We start from the raw sequence: 25,382 nt of genomic DNA, 5'->3' as shown, positions 1-25,382 counted from the left end.
ATAAAATCGTCGAAAATGTTACTGATATTGTAAACTTTTTCGACCTTTTATTTAAAGTATGATTCTGCGTAAGTCAGTTAGGTTTGCAGCAACCTCAGTAGAGAATCTTGCACCTACCGCACCATCGATTACTCGGTGGTCGTATGACAGGCTTAGCGGCACCATTAAGCGCGGCTCAAACTCTTTACCATTCCACTTAGGCTTCATCTCAGACTTAGACACACCTAATATGGCGACTTCTGGTGCATTTACAATAGGCGTAAACGCCGTGCCACCAATACCACCTAGACTAGAGATAGTGAACGTTCCACCCTGCATGTCAGCCGCTTTAAGCTTGCCTTCACGGGCTTTCTTAGATGTTTCAATAAGCTCTTGAGACAGCTGCTCAATACCTTTCTTATTCACGTCACGAATAACAGGTACAACAAGGCCTCCCGGTGTTTCAACCGCAATACCAATGTTGATAAACTTCTTAATGATTAAGCTCTCGCCGTCGTCAGACAGTGATGAGTTGAATACTTCGTATTTCTCAAGCGCTTTCGCTACCGCTTTCATAACGAATACTAGTGGTGTGATCTTAAGACCAGACTTAATTTTCGCGTGGTAAGCGTTTTGCTCTTTACGGAATTCTTCAACTTCAGTGATATCTGCTTCGTCGAACTGCGTAACGTGCGGGATAGTCGCCCAGTTACGGTGTAAGAACGGTCCAGAGATCTTTTGAATTCGAGAAAGCTTTTGTTCTTCAATCTCGCCAAACTTGCTGTGATCAACAGGCTTAACCGGAACGATTTGAAGTACGTTGTCGCCCACAGGAGCACTGCCTGAAGCTGCTGCTGTGCGAGGTTTCGCAAGCTCAGCTTTCACATAGGCTTGAACGTCTTCTTTCAAGATACGGTTTTTAGGACCAGAGCCGTTAACTTGAGTAAGGTCTACACCAAACTCACGAGCAATACGGCGAACCGAAGGAGAAGCATGTGCTTTACCTGTATTCTTGGCTTCTGGCGCTGGAGGCACAGGAGAGCGACCTTGCGAGGCTTCCTGCTGTGACGCTTGTTGAGTCTCGTCTTGCTGTGAGTCTTGTTTAGTCTCTTCTTGCTTAGGCGCTTCAGCAGGCTTTTCAGCTGCACTTGAAGACGAGCCACCGCTGGTCTCAAGCTTAACAACCAAGGTGCCTTGCTTAACTTTGTCACCCGCTTTGATAAAGACTTCTTTAATCGTACCTGCATGTGTTGACGGCACATCCATGGTCGCTTTATCAGTTTCTAGCGTAATTAGGCCGTCTTCTTTTTCAACGGTATCGCCAGCTGATACAAGTACGTCGATAACGTCAACTTCACCGTCTTCACCAATATCTGGTACAGCAACTTCGATAGTCTCGCTACCTGCAGACGCCGCTGGCGCTGATTCTTGCTTTGCACTTTCTGGCGCAGCCGGTGCAGATGCTTCAGAAGAAGCATCGCTAGACGCCGATTCACTTGAAGACGAGCCTGAGCCCGCTACTTCCAGCTTGATCACTACCGTACCTTCTTTCACTTTATCGCCAGTACTGATGAATACTTCTTTCACCGTACCTGCGTGTGTTGAAGGAACGTCCATGGTTGCTTTATCGGTTTCAAGGGTAATTAGCCCATCTTCTTTTTCAATGGTGTCGCCCACTGAAACCAATACGTCGATTACGTCTACTTCGTCGTCAGAACCGATATCCGGTACTGCAACTTCAATTACTTCGCTGCTGCCAGACGCAGCTGGCGCTGCTTTTGACTTGCTTTCGTCTTTTGGTGCTTCTTCTTGCTTAGGTGCATCTTCTTTAGAAGATTCATCTGAAGCGTTTTCTTCAGACGCGCCTTTATCGGCACTGTCACCATTGGCAACTTTCATTTCACCAATCACATCGCCTTCTTTGATTTTATCGCCTACTGATACAGTCAGGCTTACAATCTCACCTTCAAACGGTGCTGGGATGTCCATTGACGCCTTGTCACTTTCAACAGTAACAACGCCTTCATCAGCCTCAATGTTGTCGCCTACGGCAACACATAGCTCGATAACTTCAACTTCGTCACCGCCTACGTCGGGTACGATAATCTTTTGAATATCTGACATATGTAAAATACCTTATCTGGCTTACGCGTAAAGTGGGTTAAGTTTTTCAGCGTTAATTTCAAAACGCTTAATGGCTTCTGCTACCACTTTCTTCTCAACGTCACCGCGCTGAGCCAATTCGTAAAGTGATGCCACCACAATGTATGACGCATTAACTTCAAAGTGAGTACGCAAGTTTTCACGGCTATCGCTTCGACCGAAACCGTCTGTACCTAGGCAGCGGTATTCAGTTTCGATGAACGCACGTACTTGGTCTGAGTAGTTCTTCACATAGTCAGTGGCAGAAATCGCAGGACCTGCGTCTTTCGTAATTACCTGACCAATGTAAGGTACTTTTTGCTCAGCTTCCGGGTTTAGCATGTTCCAGCGTGCTACGTCTTGGCCTTCACGCGCTAGCTCGTTGAACGAGGTCACTGAGTAAACGTCAGAAGATACGTTGTAGTCTTCGCATAGTATCTGGGCCGCTTTACGCACTTCGTTCAAGATAGTACCTGAGCCCATCAGCTGTACGTTAAGCTTAGACTTGTCGTTTTCAACACGCTCAAGCTTGTAGATACCTTTAATGATCTGCTCAGCAACATCATCACCTTCTGGCATTGCAGGGTGCTGATAGTTCTCGTTCATCAACGTTAGGTAATAGAAGATATTTTCATTGTTACCGTACATGCGACGTAGACCGTCTTGAACGATAACTGCTACTTCGTAACCATACGTTGGGTCGTAAGTAATACAGTTAGGAATTAGGTTCGCTTGAACATGTGAGTGGCCGTCTTGGTGCTGTAGACCTTCACCGTTAAGTGTGGTTCTACCCGCAGTTGCGCCTAAAAGGAAACCACGTGCTTGGCTATCGCCTGCCGCCCATGCAAGGTCACCAACACGTTGGAAACCAAACATTGAGTAGTAAATGTAGAACGGAATAGTGGTAGCGTTACACGTTGAGTAAGATGTACCCGACGCAACCCACGATGCCATTGCACCTAGCTCGTTAATACCTTCTTGTAATACCTGACCTTTCTTATCTTCGCGATAGTAAGCTACTTGGTCGGCATCTTGCGGTACGTATTTCTGGCCTTCATTGGCGTAAATACCTACCTGACGGAACAAGCCTTCCATACCAAATGTACGGGCTTCATCAGGAATAATTGGCACAATACGCTTACCAATTTTCTTATCTTTCAATAGCGCGTTAAGTACACGTACGAACGTCATGGTTGACGATACTTGACGGTCACCTGAACCTTTTAAGATGGCGTCGAATGCACTTAGCTCAGGAATTTCAAGCTGCTCTTCAGCCTGTTCACGGCGAGAAGGCAAGTAACCGCCTAGTGCTTCACGACGCTCACGAAGGTACTTCATTTCTTCGCTGTCTTCGTCGAACTTGAAGTATGGCAGGTCAGCAATTTTCTCGTCTGCTACAGGAATATTGAAACGATCGCGGAACGCTTTGATTGAATCAACGTCCATTTTCTTAACGTTGTGCGCTACGTTTTGTGCTTCGCCTGATGCACCTAGACCAAAACCTTTAACCGTTTTAGCAAGGATTACCGTTGGACGACCTTTCGTATCAATGGCTTTTTGGTAAGCCGCGAATACTTTAACTGGATCGTGACCACCACGGTTCAAGCGCCAGATGTCGTCGTCAGACATGTTCGCAACAAGTGCCGCTGTTTCAGGATACTTGTTGAAGAAGTTTTCACGGGTGTACTTGCCGCCTTTGGCTTTACAGTTCTGGTATTCACCGTCTACCGTTTCACCCATAAGCTGAATTAGCTTGCCAGATTTATCACGAGCTAATAGCTCATCCCAGTAGCTACCCCAAATAACTTTCACTACTTCCCAGCCAGCGCCGCGGAACGTACCTTCAAGTTCTTGGATAATTTTGCCGTTACCACGTACCGGGCCGTCTAGACGCTGAAGGTTACAGTTGATAACAAACGTTAGGTTGTCTAGGCCTTCACGAGAAGCAAGACCAATTGCACCCAAGCTCTCTGGCTCATCACACTCACCGTCACCCATGTAGCAGTAAACACGCTGACCTGAACAGTCTTTGATACCACGGTTAGTTAGGTACTTAAGGAAGCGCGCTGTGTAGATAGCTTGAAGTGGACCAAGACCCATAGATACGGTTGGGAATTGCCAGTAGTCTTTCATCAAGTGAGGGTGTGGGTAAGACGACAGACCATCGCCAGCACACTCTTGACGGAAGTTGTTTAACTGTTCTTCAGTTAAGTTGCCTTCCATATATGAGCGCGCATAAATACCTGGAGAAATATGGCCCTGAGCGAAAATAAAGTCGCCGCCTTGATTTTCGTTAGGCGCTTTGAAGAAGTGGTTAAAGCCAACATCGTAAAGCATAGCCGATGATGCGAAGCTACCAATGTGACCACCAAGCTCTAGGTCTTTCTTAGATGCACGCAATACAATCATCAATGCGTTCCAACGAATTGCCGCACGGATGCGCGCTTCGATGGTCAAGTCACCAGGCATTTTTGGCTCTTGCGCTGCTGGGATAGTATTGATGTAGGCAGTAGTTGCGTCATACGGTAGATGCGCTCCGCTGCGACGTGCTTTATCAATAAGTTTTTCGAGTAAATAATGGGCGCGTTCTACGCCTTCCTCTTCTAAAACCGACTCAAGCGCATCAATCCACTCTTTAGTTTCTTGAGGATCTACATCTTGGTGCATCATATCAGACATGGTGCCATCCTATTTTTTGCTTATATAGAAAATCCTCCCTTAGCATTGCCTCTACTCTTAAAGGCGCTAAAAGAAGGAAAACTAAATTACGTTGTACTCACAGTGACCCAATCTGGCTCACCTGCTTTTGCAGTGGCACAGGAAAAACCTGACCGGCCTCTGCGAATGAATAGCTATCTAGCCCTTATCTTATAAAAGGTCAGACTAGTAACTAAATCTCTAATCGTCGCAATGCGCGCTGTACGCGGGTATCGCGTTGATTAATGGTTAATAGCGTTTTTTCAATAAACGCCAAATGCGTATTACATGCCTGACGCGCAGCTTCAGGGTCGCGAGAAGCAATGGCTTCTACAATTTCACGACGCTGCTTAGCAATGTCTTCCACCGCTTCAGGGTGCGCCGCCAGCATGTCAAAGTTTCGTTCAATATTGTCCACCAGCATGCTTTGCATGGTGCTCATTACGTGCAACAACACCATATTGTGTGATGCTCTTGCCATAATGGTATAAAACTGTCCTAGCGCCTCAGCTTGGGCACGCTTGCTTTCGTGCGCTTTAGGCGTAGGTACGTCGTTCAGTGCTTGCTTCAATGCGTTGTAATCTTCAGGTTGACCACGAAGTGCCGCATAGTACGCCGCCATCCCTTCAAGCGCATGACGAAATTCAAGCAAATCAAATTGAGTTTCAGGACGCTGGCTGACTAAGTCCATTAGGGGGTCTGTCATGGCTGAGTTAAGGTTGCGATTAACAAACGTACCGCCGCCTTGCTTGCGTTCTACCAACCCACGTGCCTGTAAATTACCAATGGCTTCCCTAAGCGAAGGTCGCGATACATCAAATTCAAGCGCAAGCTCTCTCTCTGGCGGTAATTTCTGACCAGCCAATAACGTACCGTCGAGTATCATTGACTCGAGTTGCTCGGTAATCACATCAGAGAGTTTTTTTCGCTGCTGCCGCATGCGCGCTACGTATCCTTCTATTTAAACCGTGCTCTATAACAATTGCGACGTTATAAGAGCGGTGAATGTAAAAAATAATCGTGGAATATTTAATCACAAACACAATTGGTAATACCATTTTACCTATCTAGTTTAAGGCAGATCGATTTCGAGGTAAATACTCACAAGCATAGCAAAGCATTTACCTTTTGCTGGGTGTTAAGCTTTATTGTTGAATTTGTTAAGAAAAATCAGTAACCGCAAACTGGTCTGATGAGGAAGGGAGAATGCAGTAATAGGGGCAAAGCGCCTGATCTACATACAATTAATAAATAGACCAAACGCCCTTCTAAGCCAAGCAGGCTAGTAAATGTTAAAAATAATGACTATGCAAGACTGCCTACAAGCGTGAGCGCTGATGTTATTACAAGAAGAAAAATAACATTACGTTTTGCTAACTTTACAAGCACCTTCGGTTCTATTGCTGCATTTTCAGCCTGCAACTGCTGTTCATCAGGCGTTAGAATCTCAGCTTTCGAAGAAATTTGTGTAAGCACATCGTATGCAGGTACATCGAACTGAAGTGCATACTTAATCCACTCAGGCAACGCTCGTGAGAAATGTCCCATCATCAACATGCCAAAAGCGGTAACGCGAACAGGAATATAATCGAGCGCAAACATTAATCTTCCCGCAGCGGCTTTTAAAGGGTGATTTGCATCACACAATGCCTCGGTTGTGCTTCGACTCAAGCTATAAAACAGCGCGCCAGGTGCACCAAAAGCAATAAACCACAGCATCACAGCGGCATAGTGTTGATAGTTAAGCCAGGTAAGGTGTTGGCCAAAAGTTTTGCCTTCTGTACCCGCACTTCCGTCACTGTCTGATTGACTTGCACAATGCCCTAATTGGTCGGTGTACATACTGCACGCCTGAAGGTCACCTCGGTCAGCAGCATTCAAAAAACTCTTGTAGACGGCTCGCAATGCAGGGCAGCCAATACAGATGAACAAAATTATGCTTTGCTCTATAAACGTAAGAAATGCGCCAAGTACCCAGTATTCAATTGCTCCCAGCACTACAGCGGGAAGTAAAAGAAAGAAATAAAGTGCTGTGGATGAGACCTTTTTAGTCCCCTCCTCATCTTCATTTCCTTCTTGAAACTTAATCAACCCTTTATCTTGAAGAAAAGCACGATATTGAGCGGCATACTTTTCAATATGCCAATTAGGTGTTTTTGTTATCAACCGCTCGAGGCTGAGTACTAATAGCAAGCTCATTAACATCATAGGTATTGAGTTTCCTTTTTTCTGCAGTGCGGATTAGTTAAATTATTTAAACCCAGCAACGCGCATTCTATATCTTGCCCAATCGAAAGCTGCACCAGGGTCAGTTTTTCGCCCTGGTGCTATATCATTATGGCCTACGATACGCCCTAAAGTGATCCGAGGATAGTATCTCGTAATAAAATCAGTGAGTTCGCCAAGGGCTTGGTACTGTGCATCGGTGTAAGGCAACGTATCAGTACCTTCAAGTTCAATACCTATAGCATAGTCGTTACAGCGGCTGCGGCCTTGAAATGAAGACAGGCCCGCGTGCCATGCCCGCTGTTCAAAGGGCACAAATTGCTCTATTTCACCCGTTCGATAAATTACACAATGAGCAGAGACCCGTAACCCAGCAATTTCTCTATAAAAAGGATGTTCATCAGGATTGAGGGTTCCGGTAAACAATTGGCGAATGCCCGGCGTACCAAACTGTGAAGGAGGTAGTGAAATATTGTGTATCACTAACAGGCTAACGTCTGCGCTGTCAGGACGGGCATCATAATGCGGACTTGCTGTGTACTTTGCTTCGTTGTAAAGCACCATAGTATTTGCTTCGATAATTGATTTTCTGCGTTATAGCCTACATTGTATATGGATATAAGTGTATAGGGCTATACATTGCATTCTAATAAGCTAATCAGCACGTTAGTCCTTTGCTTAAGAGATTACGCCGAGTATTTAGCAATACGAAAAGCGGTGCACCACTATTATAAGAAAGGTAGAAGCATGAATGAACAACAAGACCCGACAGCGTCAACGGGTAAATGGATGGTTGCGCTTGCTTGGATTTGCGGTTTTGGTCTACTGGTTTTTGTTTTCTCAGATCTTTTAGAAAAACAAATTAACCCAAATAGCGAACCAACATCAGAGCGTATTGGTTCACAAACCGAAGTCCGACTTAAGCAAAATCGCCAAGGTCACTATGTGACAACAGGTTATATTAATGGTGAGGAAGTCGTATTTCTTGTTGATACGGGTGCCACTGACGTGGCCGTTCCCGCTCATTTGACCAACAAGCTTCAACTCAAAGCGGGTCGAGAAGGGTTGGCCAGCACAGCTAACGGCGTTGTAAGAGTCGCCGAATCGACCATTGAAACTTTGCGCATTGGTGAAATTGTGGTGCGCGATGTAAAAGCAAACTTAAACCCCGGTATGCAAGATGACCATATATTGCTGGGAATGAGTGTTCTTCGCCAATTAGAGTTTACTCAGCGCGGAGAATGGTTAATATTGCGTACCCTTTAAATACACAGATAGCATAGATCATAGCGATGAAGATGACATCACCAGACATGCAAGCGATTCGAGAGCAAGTATCGAACGCGCTTATTGAAGATCTTGGCGGCGAATTAAATGCTGCAAACGACATTACGGCGAACCTGATAGATGAAAGCGTTAATGCAAAAGCCACTATTATTACGCGAGAGCCTTGCGTGGTTTGTGGAATCGCATGGGCAAACCAAGCATTTGCACTAATCGACGAGTCGGTATCGCTAACGTGGCATGTAAAAGATGGTGACAAGGTTGATGCCAACACCGTACTGGTTAGTTTGGAAGGCTCTGCTCGCGCGATATTGACGGCAGAACGTACGGCGCTTAATTTCCTGCAAACCCTGTCGGCAACCGCCACTGTTACTGCCTTTTACGCTAAGTATTTAGATGGCTCCAACACCAAAATTCTCGATACCCGCAAAACGTTGCCAGGTTTGCGGCACGCACAGAAATACGCGGTGCGTTGTGGTGGTGGTCAAAACCATCGTGTGGGTTTGTTCGATGCATTCTTAATTAAGGAAAACCACATATTTTCTTGCGGAAACATCGAAAAAGCCGTAAGCCGAGCGAAAACAATGATGCCGGGCAAGCCCGTTGAAGTAGAGGTAGAGAGTTTAACCGAGCTTGAACAAGCCCTTGGTGCAGGTGCCGACATTGTCATGCTGGATAATTTTTCTAACGAACAGATCCAACAGGCAGTAGCGCTCAACAAAGGTCAATGTAAACTGGAAGTATCAGGAAACATTACTGATGAACGACTGGCGTCTCTCGCTAAGCTAGGCGTAGATTACATTTCATCTGGTGCCTTAACTAAACACGTTCAGGCTATTGATTTGTCTTTGCGCATTAATTTGTCATAGCAGAGCAAGAAAGATAAAGAGCCAATTTAAAAGCTGTAAAGGTGGATTTAACATTAGGTAAGCCAATGTGTTGCTTATCCCCTTGTACTTCCACCTTTATAATGCGGCTTCTTTGTTGCACGTGTTTTATTATAAAGCTACAGTGTTTCAGTGAAATTTACGTTATCGCAATTATCACTTTCCTATACTGTGGCTTTAATTACTGAGACCTTAATGGTTTAGGTTACACAGTGATTTTAAATCACCGAGTAGATGTATAATTTACAATACGGTTACTCGTCATTCTGTTCAGTCATTTCTCGATAATGCTTTTTGTGTATAGATAGACATACGCACTTAAGTCATTAACTTTTATACGAAAGTTCAAGTGATAAAGCCTGCGAAGGCGCGGCGAACCGTGTCATACTGAAAAAGCTAGACATAGGTATATTTGCCTATACTTGTCAGTAACAAATAAAATTCTATACTGAGTATCAAGTACCAGGGGCGTTAAATGGACGACTCGGGTATAAACGTCAATTTGAATTAGATTTAAACTTTACGTGTTATACACGTCCCGGAGAAAAACCATGATGAACATGAATACTAAAAACCAAAAAGGTTTCACCCTAATCGAACTAATGATTGTTGTTGCAATCATCGGTATCCTTGCAGCAATCGCACTTCCTGCTTACCAAAACTACACGCAAAAAGCGAAGTTCACAGAAGTAACTAACGCAACTGCAGCAGCAAAAACTGCTGTAGAGATCTGTTATGCCTCTACTGGTAACATTGCTGATTGTGATGAAGGCGATAATGGCGTTCCTGGTCCTATTACAGCTGATGCTGATACTGTTGGCCTAACAGTTACTGACGGTGTTATTAAAGCGACTGCTTCTGGAGACTCAGGCCTTACAGACGGTACTGATGCAGCTACATACACTTTAACTCCTGACGTTACTGATGGTAACGTTAAGTGGTCGAAAGGCTGTACTCCAGCAGACCTTTGCTAATCGCCGAGTTGTTTGGAAAGCGCCCAGATAAGTCTGGGCGTTTTTGTGTTTGAGATACATAACTTCTAAAGTAAAGAGAAAAACCATGGCAAAAGCAGCAACGGTGTTCATTTGGCAAGGAAAAGACCGCCATGGTCAATCACGTAAGGGAGAAATTTCTGCCACTTCCTTATCCGAAGCAAAAAACCTTCTTCGTCGACAAGGGATCTCTGCCAACAAAGTAAAAAAACTAGCTAAACCACTTTTCGGTGGTGGCCAAAAAATAACCCCAGCAGACATTTCTGTCATATCGCGTCAAATCGCCACCATGCTTGCCGCGGGTGTTACACTTATCCAATCGTTAGAAATGATTGCACAAGGTCACTCAAAGCAATCCATGCGGAAACTCTTAGCCGAAATTACCGATGAGGTTAAATCAGGTAACCCGCTCTCATCGGCGCTCAGAAAACACCCTCTTTATTTTGACGATTTATATTGCGACTTGGTTTATACCGGTGAGCAGTCGGGCGCACTTGAAACCATTTATGACCGCATTGCGACCTATAAAGAAAAGGCCGAAGCACTAAAATCAAAAATCAAAAAAGCGATGTTTTACCCTATCGCAGTTTTGGTTGTTGCTTTTATTGTTACGACTATCCTTCTTATATTTGTTGTGCCGCAGTTTGAAGAGATTTTCAGCAGCTTTGGCGCAGAACTCCCTGCCTTCACCCAGTTCGTATTGGCTATTTCTCGGTTCGTCCAAGACTACGGTATTTTTATCGCCATAGGTATTGGTGGTGCTGGGTTTATGTTTATGCGCACCTATAAGCGAAGCCAGAAGCTACGTGACACGGTAGACCGCAACATTTTAAAAATTCCCGTTATCGGAGAAATTCTAAAAAAAGCCAGTATTGCGCGCTTTACCCGAACCCTAGCCACGACCTTCGCAGCAGGTGTGCCGCTTATTGGTGCACTAGAATCCGCCGCCGGAGCTTCGGGCAACGCGGTATACCGCGATGCCATTTTATACATGCGTAAAGAAGTGGCAGGCGGTATGCCTATGCACGTTGCAATGCGCGCTACACAAGTATTCCCTGACATGGTGACGCAGATGATTGCCATTGGTGAGGAGTCGGGCGCGGTTGATGAAATGCTCAGCAAAATTGCCACCATATATGAAGCTGAAGTCGATGATATGGTAGACGGTTTAACTAGCCTACTTGAACCTATGATCATGGCCGTACTTGGCGTGGTAATCGGCGGCTTGATTGTGGCTATGTACCTCCCTATATTCCAGATGGGTAACGTGGTATAACGTGGCTCAGCATTAAAAGAACGAAAATCAACAATTATAAGAACCACATACCATGGACGCGATAATTACGCTTAGTCAGCTTTACCCTGCTGTATTCTATTCCCTAGTCTTTTTCGTAAGCTTAATGGTTGGCAGTTTCTTGAATGTGGTGATTTACCGCTTGCCTATTATGATGGAACGCAGCTGGCAGCAAGAGTACCAAAGCTATTTTAGCGAGGGTGAGCCGACACCTAACGATAAAAACTCATCAGCGAAAGAAGAAGTATTTAACCTTGTAAAACCAGACAGCACATGCCCTAGCTGCGGCCACAAAATTCGCGCATGGGAAAATGTTCCTGTTATTAGCTACCTGTTCCTTAAAGGTAAGTGCGCTAAATGCAAAGTTGGAATATCAGTTCGTTACCCGCTGGTTGAATTGTTTACTGCTTTAGCCTGTACGTTTGCGGCCTATCAATTTGGTGTCACATCGCAAGCACTATGGGCCGTATTGTTTACCTACATACTCGTTGCTCTGCTTTTTATTGACTTAGATAAGATGCTATTACCTGACCAGTTGACACTGCCTCTACTGTGGTTGGGGTTACTGTTGAGCACGCAACACATTTTTGTAGGCACCACCGACGCTATTATTGGCGCAGCGGCGGGTTATTTAAGTTTATGGTCTGTTTATTGGCTATTTAAACTTGCCACTGGCAAAGAAGGTATGGGCTATGGCGATTTCAAGCTGCTCGCCGCACTTGGCGCTTATACGGGCTGGCAAGGCTTGCCCATTATTATTTTGCTCTCTTCGTTTGTTGGTGCAATTGCAGGCATACTCATAATGGTGATTCAAAACAAAGGTAAGTCGCTGGCAATTCCTTTTGGTCCCTATCTCGCAGTGGCGGGTTGGCTGACACTGCTTTTTAAAGATGCCATTATTACCACCTATCTTGATTACGTACTTTAGTTTGAAGGTGCCGGCATTATGAATAAGCAGACTCCCTTTGTAGTAGGCCTTACTGGCGGGATAGGTAGCGGTAAATCTGCTGCCACTGATATTTTTGCGTCGTTAGGCATAGGCATCGTGGATGCCGACGAGGTCGCAAGAGATGTGGTTGCCGAGGGCTCACAAGGGTTGCTTCAAATAGCTGAGCATTTTGGCGAGCGTATTTTGCTTGAAGACGGTAGCCTTGATCGCGCCGCACTTCGAGAGAAGGTTTTTGCTAACCCAGATGAAAAAACCTGGCTGAACGGCCTTCTCCACCCGCTTATTCGTTCTCGCATGCAACAGCTAATCATGGAATCGGCTTCCCCCTATTGCATCTTGTCTGTTCCACTATTGGTTGAAAACAAGCTTACTGAAATGTGTAACTACGTAGTAGTGGTTGACTGTCCTGAAGCGCTTCAGCTTGAACGCGCCTTAAAGCGAGATGGTAGCTCTGAAGCAACGATAAAAAGTATTATGGCGTCACAAGCTAGCCGTAAAGAACGGCTGAGCGCTGCAGACCATGTATTAGACAATAGCACCAGCCTAAACGCCCTCTCTTCGCAAGTTTCGACCTTGCATGGACACTTACTTTTGCTATCTAAAGCGTGAAGTTGATAGACGAAGTTAACGCAAAAACACATCCCTAATAACTAAATTCACTATCTAAAAGCAGGGCGTTACAGCCTTACGGATTGATTTTTGAAACTTTTTTGACCAATTAACGTCAAAGTAAAGATTTGGCGAACAAGTATACTTGGCTTAAACGCTTTGATGCTTTAGGCTTGTTGCCTTTCACTGTTCAGCTAAATTTTTAGCGACATTTCTCTAAGTCTATGTGTTTTAAGGGGTTCCATGGGTCACGCTGTTTTCGAATTTCCACTAAAGGAAAAAGTACGTAACTATTTACGTGTTGAGCAGCTGCTTGGACAACTTAAAATTACGGCTAAATCAGAACATACTCATCTGCAGCTGGTGTTTTTTGAACAGCTTTTCGAATTACTTGATCTCATTGAAAGACTGGATCTTCGCTCCGATCTTACCAAAGACCTCGAAGCCCATGAAAAGAACTTGGTTTATTGGTCTAAACACCCGAAAATTGACAGCACCGCCTTAGAGCAAGCGCTAAAAACCGTGCTTACCCTAAAACAAAAGCTAAAAACAGACCGCCGTTTTGGTAGTGCTTTGAAAGAAGATAAACTGCTAAGCGCAATCAGGCAGCGCTTTGCCATTCCAGGTGGCGCGTGTAGCTTCGATTTGCCCAATCTTCATTTTTGGTTACAACAACCCCTTGAACAACGCCTCGCTGAAATAGCGCAATGGCTTGAAACGTTAGCCTTACTCGATGATGCTATTGCTGTTAGCCTGTCGTTCATTCGCGAACGAGGTCAATTTGTCAATGTGGTTGCTGACAACGGTTTTTACCAAGGCGCTGCAGAAGATAAAAACGAGTTAATTCGCGTTAAATGTAGCGTTGATGAAGGGTATTACCCTACGCTTAGCGGCAACAAATACCGTTACGCACTCCGCTTCATGCTATTTTCTCCTCAAGAGGGCCAATCTGGCGCAGTGGAAAGCAGTATTCAGTTTCGTTTAGCTGCCTGTTAAACTTAAGACCTGCTGACGTGTGATGTACCGCAAAGATCAGCAGGCCAGAGTCTTTAATTTATTATTTCCCGTCTGCGGTAGTATAAGCAAATCGCAAACTTCGCCGTTTAGACGTATTTCACTGGAGTAAATAATGGAAGTGAAATGTCCTATTTGTGCCAAGCAGGTTGTTTGGGCACCAACAAGCGAATATCGCCCCTTTTGCAGTAAAAAATGCCAACTTATCGATTTAGGTGAATGGGCCGCTGAAGACAGAAAAATAGCCGGTAAGCCTGCAGAAGACGCAACGCCCAAGCATATCGATGTTGAAGAGATAGAGGCGATGCTAGCACAGCAAACAGATGACTTCTTTAAGCACTAATACGCGCTGTCTTTCCCCACAATTTGGCAAACACCAGTATTTAGGTAAATTCCACTAAGACGTATTCTCGTACAAAGCGCAGTGGTGTAGTATCGGTTTACTTGATCTCCAAGTCGTGGGTAGATGCGCAAACAGCGAACGTATTAATTCATCACAATATTACTCAATAGATCGCTGCGCAGCCTTCCTCCTCCTCAACCTATACAAAAAGGAACATGAATGTTTAATTCTATCGCGCTTGTTGGTGGTACTCATGGAAATGAAACCAGTGGTATTCAGCTTATTCGAAACTGGCAACAGTTTGGGCTACCTTCGCGATTTAATGAGCTAAATGTTTCGTTAAGCATCGCCAATGAAGCGGCCATTGCGGCAAACGTTCGTTTCGTAGACGAAGACTTAAACCGTCAGTTTACCTTTGAAGGCTTATCGAATAACAATTCTGCGAAAGAAGCTGAGCTTGCTAAGGCTCTTAACCAACAGTTAGGGCCTAAGGGTGATTCGAACACAGATTTTGTGATTGATATTCACAACACCACCAGCGAAATGGGTGCTACGCTTATCATTTTGGAAGCGGATGAATTTCATATTCAGCTGGCGCGATACGTAAAGCAACAAATGCCAGAAGCCAACATTTTGGTAGAAGACGAAAAGCCCTACCTTGAACATGGTTACCTGTGCACCACTGGTAAGAAAGGTGTAATGATAGAAGTGGGTGGGCAGCCACAGGGCGTGTTAAGAGAAGATGTTTACCTTCTAACACAAACCATGGCTGAAGCAATATTGGATTTTTGTGCCGCGTATAATAAAGGGCAAATTAATACTGACGCTTTGCCTGCTTGTGAAGCTTTTCGTTTAGGCGATAATGTGTCTTTTCCGTTAGATGCTAATGGAAAACGTACCGCCATGATCCATCATTCACTGCAAGATAACGATTTCAAACCTCTCATACCTGGGGCACCTGTATTTCGGACGTTTGACGGCAAGGATATCCTGTGGGAAAACGAAACTGAAACCTACCCGCACTTTATTAATGAAGCCGCTTATTTCAAACTGGATGTGGCATTTGCCACCGCTGAACGAATAACCTTGTAGGTGTAACTCCGAAAGGGTATATCTTGAGCGTTCTTAATTTTCCAATCTAACGCAAAGAAATTGCTAAAAATAGAACTGCTCTAAAAGAAAACGGCCACTTTAAGATGTGGCCGTTTTTATTATTTTTGCAATGCGCTGATAATGGGTATATTCGCTTCAGGAAAGTCAGAGGCGTTTAGTGACGTTACCTTGACCCACCGCGACTGTTGGCCTTCTTTGCCGTGCGGCTCGCCGGTAAAATCACAAACGCGATGAACATCTAGTTTAACTTGCTTGTCGCCGTAATCATGGGTGATCACAATCACAGGCTCGCTGCGGTTCACAATAATCCCAACTTCTTCAGCAAGCTCTCGCTTCAGCGCCTGTAGAACGGTCTCACCGTCTTCTACTTTGCCGCCGGGAAATTCCCATTTTCCGCCCTGATGAACATTGTCGGGGCGAAGCGTAATGAATATTTCATCGCCGCGGGCGATAACGCCCACAGCAACATTTACTACTTTCATTACTTAAGCTTGCCGTGACACTGCTTATACTTTTTACCAGAACCACAAGGACATGGGTCATTACGGCCCACTTTCGCACCTTCGCGAACTTGCGTACGTACTTTGTCACTTGCCTCTTCTGGCGTTGCGTTCGCTTCTTCGTGCTCGAAGTTCTTAGGCACATCGTCAGCTTGACGACGTTGTTCTTCTACTTTTTGCACGTCTTCTTCAGCTTGTACTTTTACACGCGCAAGAATAGTGATCACTTCAACTTTAAGCGCTTCTAACATTTGTGAGAACAAAGCAAACGACTCACGCTTGTATTCTTGTTTAGGATTTTTCTGCGCATAGCCGCGTAAATGAATACCTTGGCGCAGGTGATCCATTGCCGCCAAATGCTCTTTCCAATGGCTGTCTAGGTTTTGAAGCATTACCGCTTTTTCAAACTGGCGCAGTACCTGCTCGCCCACTACCGCTTCTTTCTGCTTATAAGCATCAACGACTTCGGCAAGAATGCGCTCGCGAAGCTTCTCTTCGTAAAGTTTGTCGTCATTTTCAAGCCAGGTCTTGATTGGCAAGTCTACGGCGAAATCGGCACGCATGCGCTCTTCAAGTCCGCTTACATCCCACATTTCTTCTAGAGACTGTGGCGGAATGTACTCATCGACAACACTTGAAATAACGTCTTCACGAATAGCCGCGATAGTCTCGCTAATATCGCCTTCATCAAGAAGCTCATTGCGCTGCTCGTAGATGACTTTACGCTGGTCGTTGGCCACATCATCGTATTCAAGCAACTGCTTACGAATGTCGAAGTTACGACCTTCTACTTTGCGCTGTGCATTCTCGATGGCGCGAGTTACCCACGGATGCTCAATGGCTTCACCACGCTCCATACCTAAACGCTTCATCATGTTGCCCATTTTTTCAGAGGCAAAGATACGCATAAGTGCGTCGTCTAATGAAAGGTAGAAACGGCTTGAACCCGGGTCACCCTGACGGCCCGAACGACCGCGAAGCTGGTTATCAATACGGCGAGACTCGTGACGCTCTGTACCAATAATATGTAAGCCACCTGATGCAAGCACGGCATCGTGTCTTTCTTTCCACTCAGCCTTAATCTTTTTAATTTGCTCTTCAGTTGGATTTTCGAGCTTCTCAACTTCTGCCTGCCAGTTACCGCCTAGCACGATATCAGTACCACGACCCGCCATGTTAGTTGCAATCGTTACGGCGCCTGGCTTACCAGCCTGAGCAACGATATCAGCCTCGTGTTCGTGGAACTTAGCGTTAAGCACTTTATGAGGAATTTTCGACTTCTTAAGAATGCGAGAAATGAGCTCTGAGTTCTCGATAGAAACCGTACCTACAAGGGTAGGTTGACCGCGTTTAACGCACTCTTTAATGTCTTCAACAATGGCTTCGTATTTTTCTTCTGCCGTTAGGTAGATGAGGTCAGCCATATCTTTACGCTGCATAGGACGGTTTGTTGGGATAACTACCGTTTCTAAGCCGTAAATATGGTTAAATTCGAAGGCTTCTGTATCTGCTGTACCTGTCATACCCGCAAGCTTGTTATACAAGCGGAAATAATTCTGGAAGGTAATTGACGCAAGGGTTTGGTTTTCGTTTTGAATACGAACCCCTTCTTTCGCTTCTACAGCTTGGTGTAAACCTTCAGACCAGCGACGGCCTTCCATCGTACGACCCGTATGCTCGTCAACAATAACGATTTGGTCTTCTTTAACGATGTAGTCTACGTCTTTAGCAAACAACTTGTGTGCACGAAGCGCAGCGTTAATATGATGAAGCAGTGAAATATTACCTGCAGCAAACAGCGACTCGCCTTCAGGTAGCATGCCCTCTTGCTGAAGAATTTCCTCAACGTGAATTTGACCGCGCTCGGTAAGATGAATTTGTTTTGCCTTAAGGTCAATCGTGTAGTCACCATCGCCCTCTTGGCCTTCTTCGTCTTCTTTTTCTTGCTGAACAAGTTTAGGAATAATAGTGTTGATACGGCGATACAGCTCTGAGCTATCTTCAGCCTGACCAGAAATAATAAGTGGTGTACGGGCTTCGTCGATAAGAATTGAGTCAACTTCATCCACTACCGCATAGTTAAGCGGGCGCTGTACGCGGTCTTGTGGGCTAAATGCCATATTGTCACGAAGGTAGTCAAAACCAAATTCGTTGTTCGTACCATAGGTTACGTCAGCTTGATAAGCTTCACGCTTTTGCTGCGGCGACATACCAGGCACGTTACAGCCCACACGCATACCTAGGTAAGTAAATAACTGGTTACTCCACTCAGCATCACGACGAGCAAGGTAATCATTCACAGTAACAACGTGAACCCCTTTGCCAGACAAAGCATTAAGGTAAGTTGGCAAGGTAGCAGTAAGCGTCTTACCTTCACCCGTGCGCATTTCTGAAATTTTACCTTGGTGAAGTACTTGACCACCTAGCATCTGAACGTCGAAGTGACGCATGCCGTATACGCGTTTACTTGCTTCACGCACAGTAGCGAAGGCTTCTACAAGAATATCGTCAAGGGTTTCACCCTTTTCAATACGCGCTTTAAATTCGTCTGTCTTAGCCTTTAGCGCCTCATCGGAAAGCTTTTCAAATTCTGCTTCCAGTGCATTGATGGCATCTACGTTTTTGCGTAATTTTTTTAATAGTCGGTCGTTTCTACTACCGAATACTTTTCGAAGGATGCTTGAAAACATTAGCTTTATTATTCCACTACTTGTCGAGGCGCCGCACAATGTGCACAGCTAAATTAAACGTATAAAACACAACGGTAACCACGTTATGTTTTGCGATGTTCTAAAATTATGCTTCTTCGTTTTAGATGACTTTTAATTAATAAAGGCACCGTCTACGAGAATTACCTGGCTGCTACCTATGCTACTTTTTGTAGACAAAAGGCAGAGGATCGACTTGTTTTCCGTTTCTTATTACTTCGTAGTGAACATGAACGCCAGTTGAGCGCCCCGTATTGCCCATTTTAGCGATAGGTTCCCCTTTGGTTACCACGTCGCCTATTGAGACAGTGAGGGTGTCGTTATGCCCATAGCGGGTAACAAAACCATCACCGTGATCAATTTCTACAAGTTGGCCATAGCCGTAGCGATCACCCGCCCAGGTCACAATACCTGCAGCAGTTGCCACTACGTTTTCCCCTGCCTTACCAGCGAAATCTAGCCCTTTGTGCATAGTTGGTTCGCCGGTAAACGGGTCGGCCCGCATACCATAATAAGAAGACAACCACCCTGACTCTATCGGACGACCAGATAATTGGCTCTGTTCGTGGATATGGTGACCCCTGACCAAACTTTCAAGCATAGACAACTGTTGAGACTTCAAATCGAGTGATTGCTCTAGTTTGGCTATTTCGTGAAGGATGGGATCGTCTTGAAGGTTATCCGGTATCGATACCGGTACGAAAGCGTCCAGGTCAGCCGCTGACATACCTAATTCTGTTGCGATTTGCTTACCTTTCTCGTCCAGCAATGTAGCCTGCGCAGATAACTCTGCGACGTGAGAAAGCAAAGCTTGTAATTTGACCGTTGTTTGGTGTTTTAACGCTTCAACGTCTTTTTGTCGTTCGTTGACTTCAGTCTGTGCCAAACGAACTCGTGCAATATCTTCTGATACCGATTCTGTTGAACGGCTCGACACTAGCATAAAAATAGATGAGAGCACGGTTGCGCTCACAAGCGTACGGACACTAATACTCTGCCTATAGCGTTTATTTTTACCAGCGAGTGTAATTGTTAGTTTCATACCACGAAGAAAATTGCTGTTTCACGCCACTCTTTTCATACCACTTCATACCACGATGAATGTGTTTTTAGCCAAAGGCGAGAGCCTTTAAGCGATAATTTTTTGTCACATGGGTGAAATTTATATTAATTATTCGGCTACTGTATCATTTATTTCAGTAATTGCCATACGAAAAAAAGCCGCCCGTAAGGCGGCTTTTTAAAATTCTTACGCTAGCACGGGTTGAGCATAACGAATTGGTGCTGTTTCCTGCGAGTCGTAGGTCACGAACTCCCAACACTCTTTTTGCGCAAGTACTGCATTTAATAGCTTGTTATTCAGACCATGGCCTGTTTTGTACGCACGCAATTCACCAATTAGACTATGGCCACCAAGGTATAAGTCACCGATAGCATCCAAAATCTTATGCTTTAAGAACTCATCGTCGTAGCGCAACCCTTCAGGGTTGAGTACGCGGAATTCGTCCAACGCCACTGCGTTTTCCATGCTGCCACCCAACGCTAGGTTGTTAGCATTCATGTACTCTAAGTCGCGCATAAAACCAAAAGTTCGTGCACGGCTAACTTCGCTTACATATGAGCATGAATCAAAATCCATCACCATATGCTGACGAGTTTGACTGATCACAGGATGATCAAAGTCAATTTGGAAATCAACGCGGAAACCGTCGTAAGGCACTAATTCGGCCCACTTATCGCCATCTTCTACACGAACTGGCTTTTTAATACGAATAAATTGCTTAGGCGCGTTTAGCTCTTCGATACCGGCAGATTGAAGCAAGAATACGAACGGGCTAGCACTTCCGTCCATAATTGGCAGCTCGTTACTGTCTACTTCAACAATAATATTGTCGATACCTAAACCTGCAAGCGCAGACGCTAAGTGTTCTACCGTTTGGATAGTCACACCGTCTTCGTTATTCAGGCACGTACACAGCATGGTATTACCTACCGCGTTTGCACGCGAAGGTATGTCAACATGTGGTTCAAGGTCAACACGCCTAAACACGATACCCGTGTTTGCTGGCGCAGGTCGGAGAGTCATTGTGACCTTTTCCCCTTTATGAAGCCCAATTCCGGTCTCTTGTACCGATTGCTTGATTGTACGTTGTCTAATCATCTGCTTAAGCTTTTACCTATTAAAAAAAGCGGGCGCGAATTATAGTGAGTTATTACTCACATGTCAAAAAACACCCGTTCTGACGGATTTAACTCTGTCAGATTACGTATTTAATCAACCTATCCACGCGAAATTTTTCACGTTGTATAAATACACCTTACTAGGTGAGACATCACAAACGCGAAATAATTCCCTTCCGTTTCAGGCAGCTAAATTAGTCTGCCTGCTTACGAAGAAATGCAGGAATATCTAAATATTCCAAATCATTTTCTGGCTGTGCACTGTCGTCGGCCTTCAGCGCCTGATTGCCCTCTGTACCGCCTACTGCAGAACGTGGTTCACTTGATTGCGTGTTACCGTATTCTTTTGCAGGCTGTGTTAGACGAGAGCCTTCAGAGCTTACTAGCGAAATGTCAGGCTTGCGCTCTGCGCCAATACCGGTTGCAACAACCGTTACGCGAAGCTCGTCTGTCATTTCCATATCGATCACTGTACCCACAACCACTGTGGCGTTCTCTGAGGCAAACGCTTTAACGGCGTTACCAACAGTCTCAAACTCGTCGATGGCGAAATCTGGACCCGCAGTGATATTCACAAGAATACCGCGCGCGCCTGACAAATCGATATCTTCAAGAAGCGGGCTGGCAATCGCGGCTTCCGCAGCTTCTTCAGCACGGTCTGGACCGCTTGCAGCGCCACTACCCATCATCGCTTTACCCATCTCAGACATAACGGTACGTACGTCTGCGAAGTCAACGTTGATTAGACCAGGACGGGTAATCAGTTCAGCAATACCTTGAACTGCACCGCGTAATACGTCATTTGCTGCGCTAAACGCTTGAAGAAGCGGCGTGCCTGGACCCATTACTTTTAACAGCTTTTCATTAGGAATGGTAATTAGCGAGTCAACGTTGTTAGACAACTCAACAATGCCCTGTTCCGCAAACGAGGTGCGTTTTTTACCTTCAAATGGGAATGGCTTGGTAACTACCGCTACCGTAAGGATGCCCATTTCACGAGCAATCTTTGCCACTTCTGGCGCTGCGCCCGTTCCTGTACCACCGCCCATACCGGCAGTGATGAAAACCATATCTGCACCGTCTAGCGCCTGACGAATGGTTTCTCTGTCTTCTTGTGCAGCTTCACGACCAATATTCGGATCAGCACCCGCACCTAACCCTTTTGTTACACTTGAGCCAATTTGAAGTGTAACGTCTGCACTTGAGCTGCGAAGCACCTGTGCATCGGTGTTAACTGCAATAAATTCTACGCCTTCAATGCTTTGAGACACCATGTGCTCAACGGCATTGCCGCCGCCACCACCGACACCGATGACTTTGATTACAGCTTCTTCGCCGTGACTATCCATTAATTCGAACATACTTACTCTCCGGTTGTACGTCTTCCAAACACTACGCCAGGTCATTCCCTTAGGCTAATTGCTTCCTGCTAGCCTTGATGCCGTAGCTATAGCGCCCCCAAAATAAAATTAAAATTCACCTTTAAACCAGCTTTGCACTCGATGAAATAAGCTTTCACCGGTCTTCTGCGTACTGGACTTCTTATTGTCAGATTGTACTTTGCCATATTGCAGCAGTCCTACGACTGTCGCAAATCCAGCGTCATCAACATATTCGGACAAGCCTTTTACGTTGATGGGTTTGCCCACGCGCACGGGCATCTGGAAAAGTTCTTCGGCAAATTCCACGGCACCTTCCATTTTAGCGGTACCGCCTGTAAGCACAAGGCCTGCAGCGATTTGCTCTTCCAGACCGCTGGCACGAATTTCATCATGTACCAGCTCAAAAAGCTCTTGATAGCGAGGTTCAATCACCTCAGCTAACGTATGACGAGACATCACTCTAGCTGGGCGTCCGCCCACGCTAGGCACTTCAATGCTGTCTTCCATACTCACCATATCTTTCAATGCACAGGCGTAATTCACCTTAATTTCTTCTGCATTGCTAATAGGCGTTCTAAATATTTTAGCGATGTCGCTGGTAATTTGATTACCCGCAACCGGTATTACCGCCGTGTGACGAATAGCGCCATCGGTGTAGATAACCATATCCATGGTACCACCACCGATATCAACCACACATACGCCAAGCTCGCGCTCGTCGTCAGTCAGTACCGCATAACTTGATGCCAATGCTGAAAAGATCAGCTGATCGGCATTAAGTTCACAACGCTCAACACATTTCACCATATTTTTCGCCATATCGTCGGCACAGGTAATAATGTGAGCATCCGCTTCCATTCTTACTCCCGACATGCCAATAGGGTTCTTTATCCCTTCCTGCACATCAATAGTAAATTCTTGTGGTAACACGTGTAGTAGACGACGTTCCGCTGCAATTGGCACACTGCGCGCTGCATGAATAACGTTATCTACGTCTTCTTGTGTTACTTCCTGATTGTTAATCGGTACCATGCCATTTTCATTTTGGCACTTAACGTGTCGTCCCGAGATAGACATAAAAACTGAAGACACACGGCAATCTGCCATTAACTCCATCTCGTTTACTGCACGCTGGACCGATTTCACCACCAGGTTCAAATCGTTAACGCCGCCCTTATCCATACCTTTCGATGCATGGGTGCCCACGCCAACAATACTGATTTGATCATCTTCTAGTAATTCACCCACAACAGCTTTTACTTGGCTGGTGCCGATATCTAGTCCTACAATCAAATTGCGTTCAGCAGGTTTCGACATGGTTTCCTTAACTCTCTTCATCTGTGGCGCTGTCGTCTTTCCATCCGACTGCTACGCCCGTGTCATAGCGAAGGTCGACGTATTTCACCGCCTTCTCTTGTTGCGCCAGAAGTGGATAAACATCAATAAAGCGTTGTAGCCTATCGATAAACTCCTGACGTCCTAAATTCAATTTAATGCCGTTTTTCAACTGCACTTGCCATGCAAATCGCTCGCTTAATGACAGCTCGTCTAACGTCATATCCGTCGTCGCAATCAACGCGTGCATGGCGTTGTAGCCTTCAAGGGCGGTTTTTTCGCTGCCACCTGGGCCGTAAAGGCGCGGTAAGTCTAACTTCACGCCTTCGTCGTTAAACGTATCGCCATAAGGGTTTAACAACAAATCTTCATTCCATTGCGCAACTGGCTGCTGCTCAACCAAATAAATTTTTAACGTATTTGGCCACTTCTTTCTTACTGACGCGCGATAAACCCAGGGCTGCGCTTCAACAAGCTCAAATACTTCGTTGACGTCAAGCGCGAAAAAGCTTCCAGGCTGCGCCTTGCGTATTAAACGCTCTAGCTTGGTAATATCGATGTGCTGATAATCACCAGAAAAATCGATAACCTGTACCGGCATTTGCTGTTCATCCTGCAAATACTGGTTTGCTTTAAGCCCACCAAACACTAATCCTGCAATAACAAACAGTAAGAAAGCGACGCCGCCCCACACTGCCGTTTTACTTTTGCCGCTCTTTACAGAAGCAGGCTTATTTTGATTAGTATTGGTATCTGCCACGTTTACGCCTTGTTTGCAACGTCATCGAAACTAGTAGAAAGAATACTTAGTACCAGTTCGTCAAATGTTAATCCTGCAACTTTGGCTGCTTTCGGCACCAAACTCTTTTCTGTCATGCCAGGCACTGTGTTCGCCTCTAGCAAATAAAATTGCCTTTGGTTGTCCTGCATAACATCAATTCTACCCCAGCCGCTGCCAGAAATAGCGTCAAAAGCACGAGATGCTAGTTTTGCTAGCTGTGCTTCTTGCTCTTCAGACAAGCCGCTTGGGCAATAGTATTCTGTCGTATTATCCTGATATTTCGCAGCATAATCATAGAATGTATGTGGAGTAGACATGCGAATAGACGGCAACGCCTGTCCCTGCAATACAGAAACAGTGAACTCGGGGCCATCTATGTACTGCTCTAACAGGACTTGATTATCGTATTTAAAGGCGTCCTGAATGGCAGTTTCGAGCTGTTTAGCGCTTGTCACTCTTGCCATGCCAATACTCGACCCTTCTCTGGCCGGTTTTACCATGACTTCATTCCCCAATTTATCCATTATAGCGCTGCACTTACCAGCTTCAAAGTGCCTTTTATCAGCAATTTCATATTTTGCAGTGGGTAAGCCTAAACTTTGCCACACTTGCTTAGTATGAATTTTGTCCATTGCCAGTGCAGAACCTAAAACTCGACTTCCGGTATAGGGGATTTTCAGTAGCTGAAGAGCTCCTTGCATAGAGCCATCTTCACCACCACGACCGTGCAGCATAATGAGTGCTCTATCAACGTTAAGGTCGAGAAGATCGGTAAGCGGTCGCTCTGCTGGGTCAAACGCAAACGCATCCACGCCTTGTCTTAACAGCGCGTTTAGCACCGCATTGCCCGAATTAAGCGATACTTCCCGTTCAGCAGAGTCACCGCCGAGCAGCACAGCTACTTTGCCATACTCGTTCGGCGAGTGGGTTTTCTGTGAGTGAATACTTACTGAAGGTGTAAACATC

At 45.4% G+C, this 25,382-nt stretch carries 22 protein-coding genes; 9 read left to right on the top strand and 13 right to left on the bottom strand.

Annotation, left to right across the window (positions count from 1 at the left end; all coding sequences use genetic code 11):
* Positions 1-51: 51 nt before the first annotated feature.
* The 5 genes from aceF to ampD all read right to left on the bottom strand — a co-directional run bounded on the left by aceF (position 52) and on the right by ampD (position 7,608).
* The gene (gene aceF / locus MHM99_RS03440; RefSeq protein WP_168462673.1) at positions 52-2,103 is read right to left on the bottom strand and encodes a pyruvate dehydrogenase complex dihydrolipoyllysine-residue acetyltransferase; all 2,052 of its coding nucleotides are present in this window, start codon (positions 2,101-2,103) and stop codon (positions 52-54) included.
* 21 nt (positions 2,104-2,124) lie between these two features.
* Positions 2,125-4,800 carry a pyruvate dehydrogenase (acetyl-transferring), homodimeric type gene (gene aceE / locus MHM99_RS03435; RefSeq protein WP_239218153.1) on the bottom strand — a complete coding sequence of 892 codons (2,676 nt, stop codon included), beginning with the start codon at positions 4,798-4,800 and terminating at the stop codon, positions 2,125-2,127.
* A gap of 211 nt (positions 4,801-5,011) precedes the next feature.
* Positions 5,012-5,758, bottom strand: a complete 747-nt coding sequence (gene pdhR, locus MHM99_RS03430; protein ID WP_239218150.1) for a pyruvate dehydrogenase complex transcriptional repressor PdhR — start codon at positions 5,756-5,758, stop codon at positions 5,012-5,014.
* 365 nt (positions 5,759-6,123) lie between these two features.
* Positions 6,124-7,026: a beta-lactamase regulator AmpE gene (gene ampE, locus MHM99_RS03425; protein WP_110288249.1), complete on the bottom strand. Its 903-nt coding sequence runs from the start codon at positions 7,024-7,026 to the stop codon at positions 6,124-6,126.
* 42 nt (positions 7,027-7,068) lie between these two features.
* Positions 7,069-7,608: a 1,6-anhydro-N-acetylmuramyl-L-alanine amidase AmpD gene (gene ampD / locus MHM99_RS03420; RefSeq protein ID WP_069944747.1), complete on the bottom strand. Its 540-nt coding sequence runs from the start codon at positions 7,606-7,608 to the stop codon at positions 7,069-7,071.
* A gap of 183 nt (positions 7,609-7,791) precedes the next feature.
* Between ampD and MHM99_RS03415 the strand changes: the two genes are divergently transcribed.
* The 9 genes from MHM99_RS03415 (at position 7,792) to MHM99_RS03375 (ending at position 15,508) form a co-directional block, all read left to right on the top strand.
* Positions 7,792-8,310, top strand: coding sequence for a TIGR02281 family clan AA aspartic protease (locus tag MHM99_RS03415; RefSeq protein WP_239218148.1), 519 nt, complete (start codon positions 7,792-7,794; stop codon positions 8,308-8,310).
* Positions 8,311-8,342: 32 nt separating this feature from the next.
* Positions 8,343-9,197 (top strand): carboxylating nicotinate-nucleotide diphosphorylase, encoded by an 855-nt coding sequence (gene nadC, locus MHM99_RS03410; protein WP_239218146.1) that lies wholly within the window; start codon positions 8,343-8,345, stop codon positions 9,195-9,197.
* Between the two features lie 569 nt (positions 9,198-9,766).
* Positions 9,767-10,189 (top strand): prepilin-type N-terminal cleavage/methylation domain-containing protein, encoded by a 423-nt coding sequence (locus tag MHM99_RS03405; protein WP_275445343.1) that lies wholly within the window; start codon positions 9,767-9,769, stop codon positions 10,187-10,189.
* Between the two features lie 85 nt (positions 10,190-10,274).
* On the top strand, positions 10,275-11,483 hold the full coding sequence (locus tag MHM99_RS03400; protein WP_239218144.1) for a type II secretion system F family protein: 1,209 nt from the start codon (positions 10,275-10,277) through the stop codon (positions 11,481-11,483).
* 52 nt (positions 11,484-11,535) lie between these two features.
* Positions 11,536-12,429, top strand: coding sequence for an A24 family peptidase (locus MHM99_RS03395; protein WP_039227988.1), 894 nt, complete (start codon positions 11,536-11,538; stop codon positions 12,427-12,429).
* An 18-nt stretch (positions 12,430-12,447) separates the two neighbouring features.
* Positions 12,448-13,059, top strand: coding sequence for a dephospho-CoA kinase (gene coaE, locus MHM99_RS03390; protein ID WP_239218142.1), 612 nt, complete (start codon positions 12,448-12,450; stop codon positions 13,057-13,059).
* Positions 13,060-13,302: 243 nt separating this feature from the next.
* The gene (gene zapD, locus MHM99_RS03385; RefSeq protein ID WP_039227984.1) at positions 13,303-14,055 is read left to right on the top strand and encodes a cell division protein ZapD; all 753 of its coding nucleotides are present in this window, start codon (positions 13,303-13,305) and stop codon (positions 14,053-14,055) included.
* 133 nt (positions 14,056-14,188) lie between these two features.
* Positions 14,189-14,416, top strand: coding sequence for a DNA gyrase inhibitor YacG (yacG, locus tag MHM99_RS03380; RefSeq protein ID WP_014980027.1), 228 nt, complete (start codon positions 14,189-14,191; stop codon positions 14,414-14,416).
* A gap of 219 nt (positions 14,417-14,635) precedes the next feature.
* A complete protein-coding gene (locus tag MHM99_RS03375) occupies positions 14,636-15,508 on the top strand; it encodes an aspartoacylase (RefSeq protein ID WP_239218140.1) in 873 nt (290 codons plus the stop codon).
* Between the two features lie 119 nt (positions 15,509-15,627).
* Here MHM99_RS03375 and mutT read toward each other — a convergent pair whose 3' ends face one another.
* The 8 genes from mutT to MHM99_RS03335 form a co-directional block, all read right to left on the bottom strand.
* The gene (gene mutT, locus MHM99_RS03370) at positions 15,628-16,011 is read right to left on the bottom strand and encodes an 8-oxo-dGTP diphosphatase MutT (protein WP_239218138.1); all 384 of its coding nucleotides are present in this window, start codon (positions 16,009-16,011) and stop codon (positions 15,628-15,630) included.
* On the bottom strand, positions 16,011-18,719 hold the full coding sequence (gene secA, locus MHM99_RS03365) for a preprotein translocase subunit SecA (protein WP_239218136.1): 2,709 nt from the start codon (positions 18,717-18,719) through the stop codon (positions 16,011-16,013). The genes mutT and secA overlap by 1 nt, the downstream gene beginning before the upstream one ends.
* A gap of 181 nt (positions 18,720-18,900) precedes the next feature.
* Positions 18,901-19,779: a M23 family metallopeptidase gene (locus MHM99_RS03360; RefSeq protein WP_239218134.1), complete on the bottom strand. Its 879-nt coding sequence runs from the start codon at positions 19,777-19,779 to the stop codon at positions 18,901-18,903.
* A gap of 207 nt (positions 19,780-19,986) precedes the next feature.
* Positions 19,987-20,898: a UDP-3-O-acyl-N-acetylglucosamine deacetylase gene (lpxC, locus tag MHM99_RS03355; protein ID WP_239218132.1), complete on the bottom strand. Its 912-nt coding sequence runs from the start codon at positions 20,896-20,898 to the stop codon at positions 19,987-19,989.
* 214 nt (positions 20,899-21,112) lie between these two features.
* The gene (ftsZ, locus tag MHM99_RS03350; protein ID WP_014980042.1) at positions 21,113-22,279 is read right to left on the bottom strand and encodes a cell division protein FtsZ; all 1,167 of its coding nucleotides are present in this window, start codon (positions 22,277-22,279) and stop codon (positions 21,113-21,115) included.
* A gap of 108 nt (positions 22,280-22,387) precedes the next feature.
* Entirely contained in the window at positions 22,388-23,617 is a 1,230-nt protein-coding gene (gene ftsA / locus MHM99_RS03345) for a cell division protein FtsA (RefSeq protein WP_014980043.1), read from the bottom strand.
* Positions 23,618-23,624: 7 nt separating this feature from the next.
* Entirely contained in the window at positions 23,625-24,395 is a 771-nt protein-coding gene (locus MHM99_RS03340) for a cell division protein FtsQ/DivIB (RefSeq protein WP_061095707.1), read from the bottom strand.
* A 2-nt stretch (positions 24,396-24,397) separates the two neighbouring features.
* Complete coding sequence (locus tag MHM99_RS03335; RefSeq protein WP_239218130.1) at positions 24,398-25,381, bottom strand: D-alanine--D-alanine ligase; 984 nt, start codon at positions 25,379-25,381, stop codon at positions 24,398-24,400.
* Between the last annotated feature and the right edge of the window lies 1 nt (position 25,382).

Origin of the sequence: Alteromonas sp. MmMcT2-2, from assembly GCF_022348305.1 — a bacterium.
GTDB lineage: Bacteria > Pseudomonadota > Gammaproteobacteria > Enterobacterales > Alteromonadaceae > Alteromonas > Alteromonas macleodii.
This window is presented reverse-complemented; position numbering and strand designations above follow the sequence as displayed.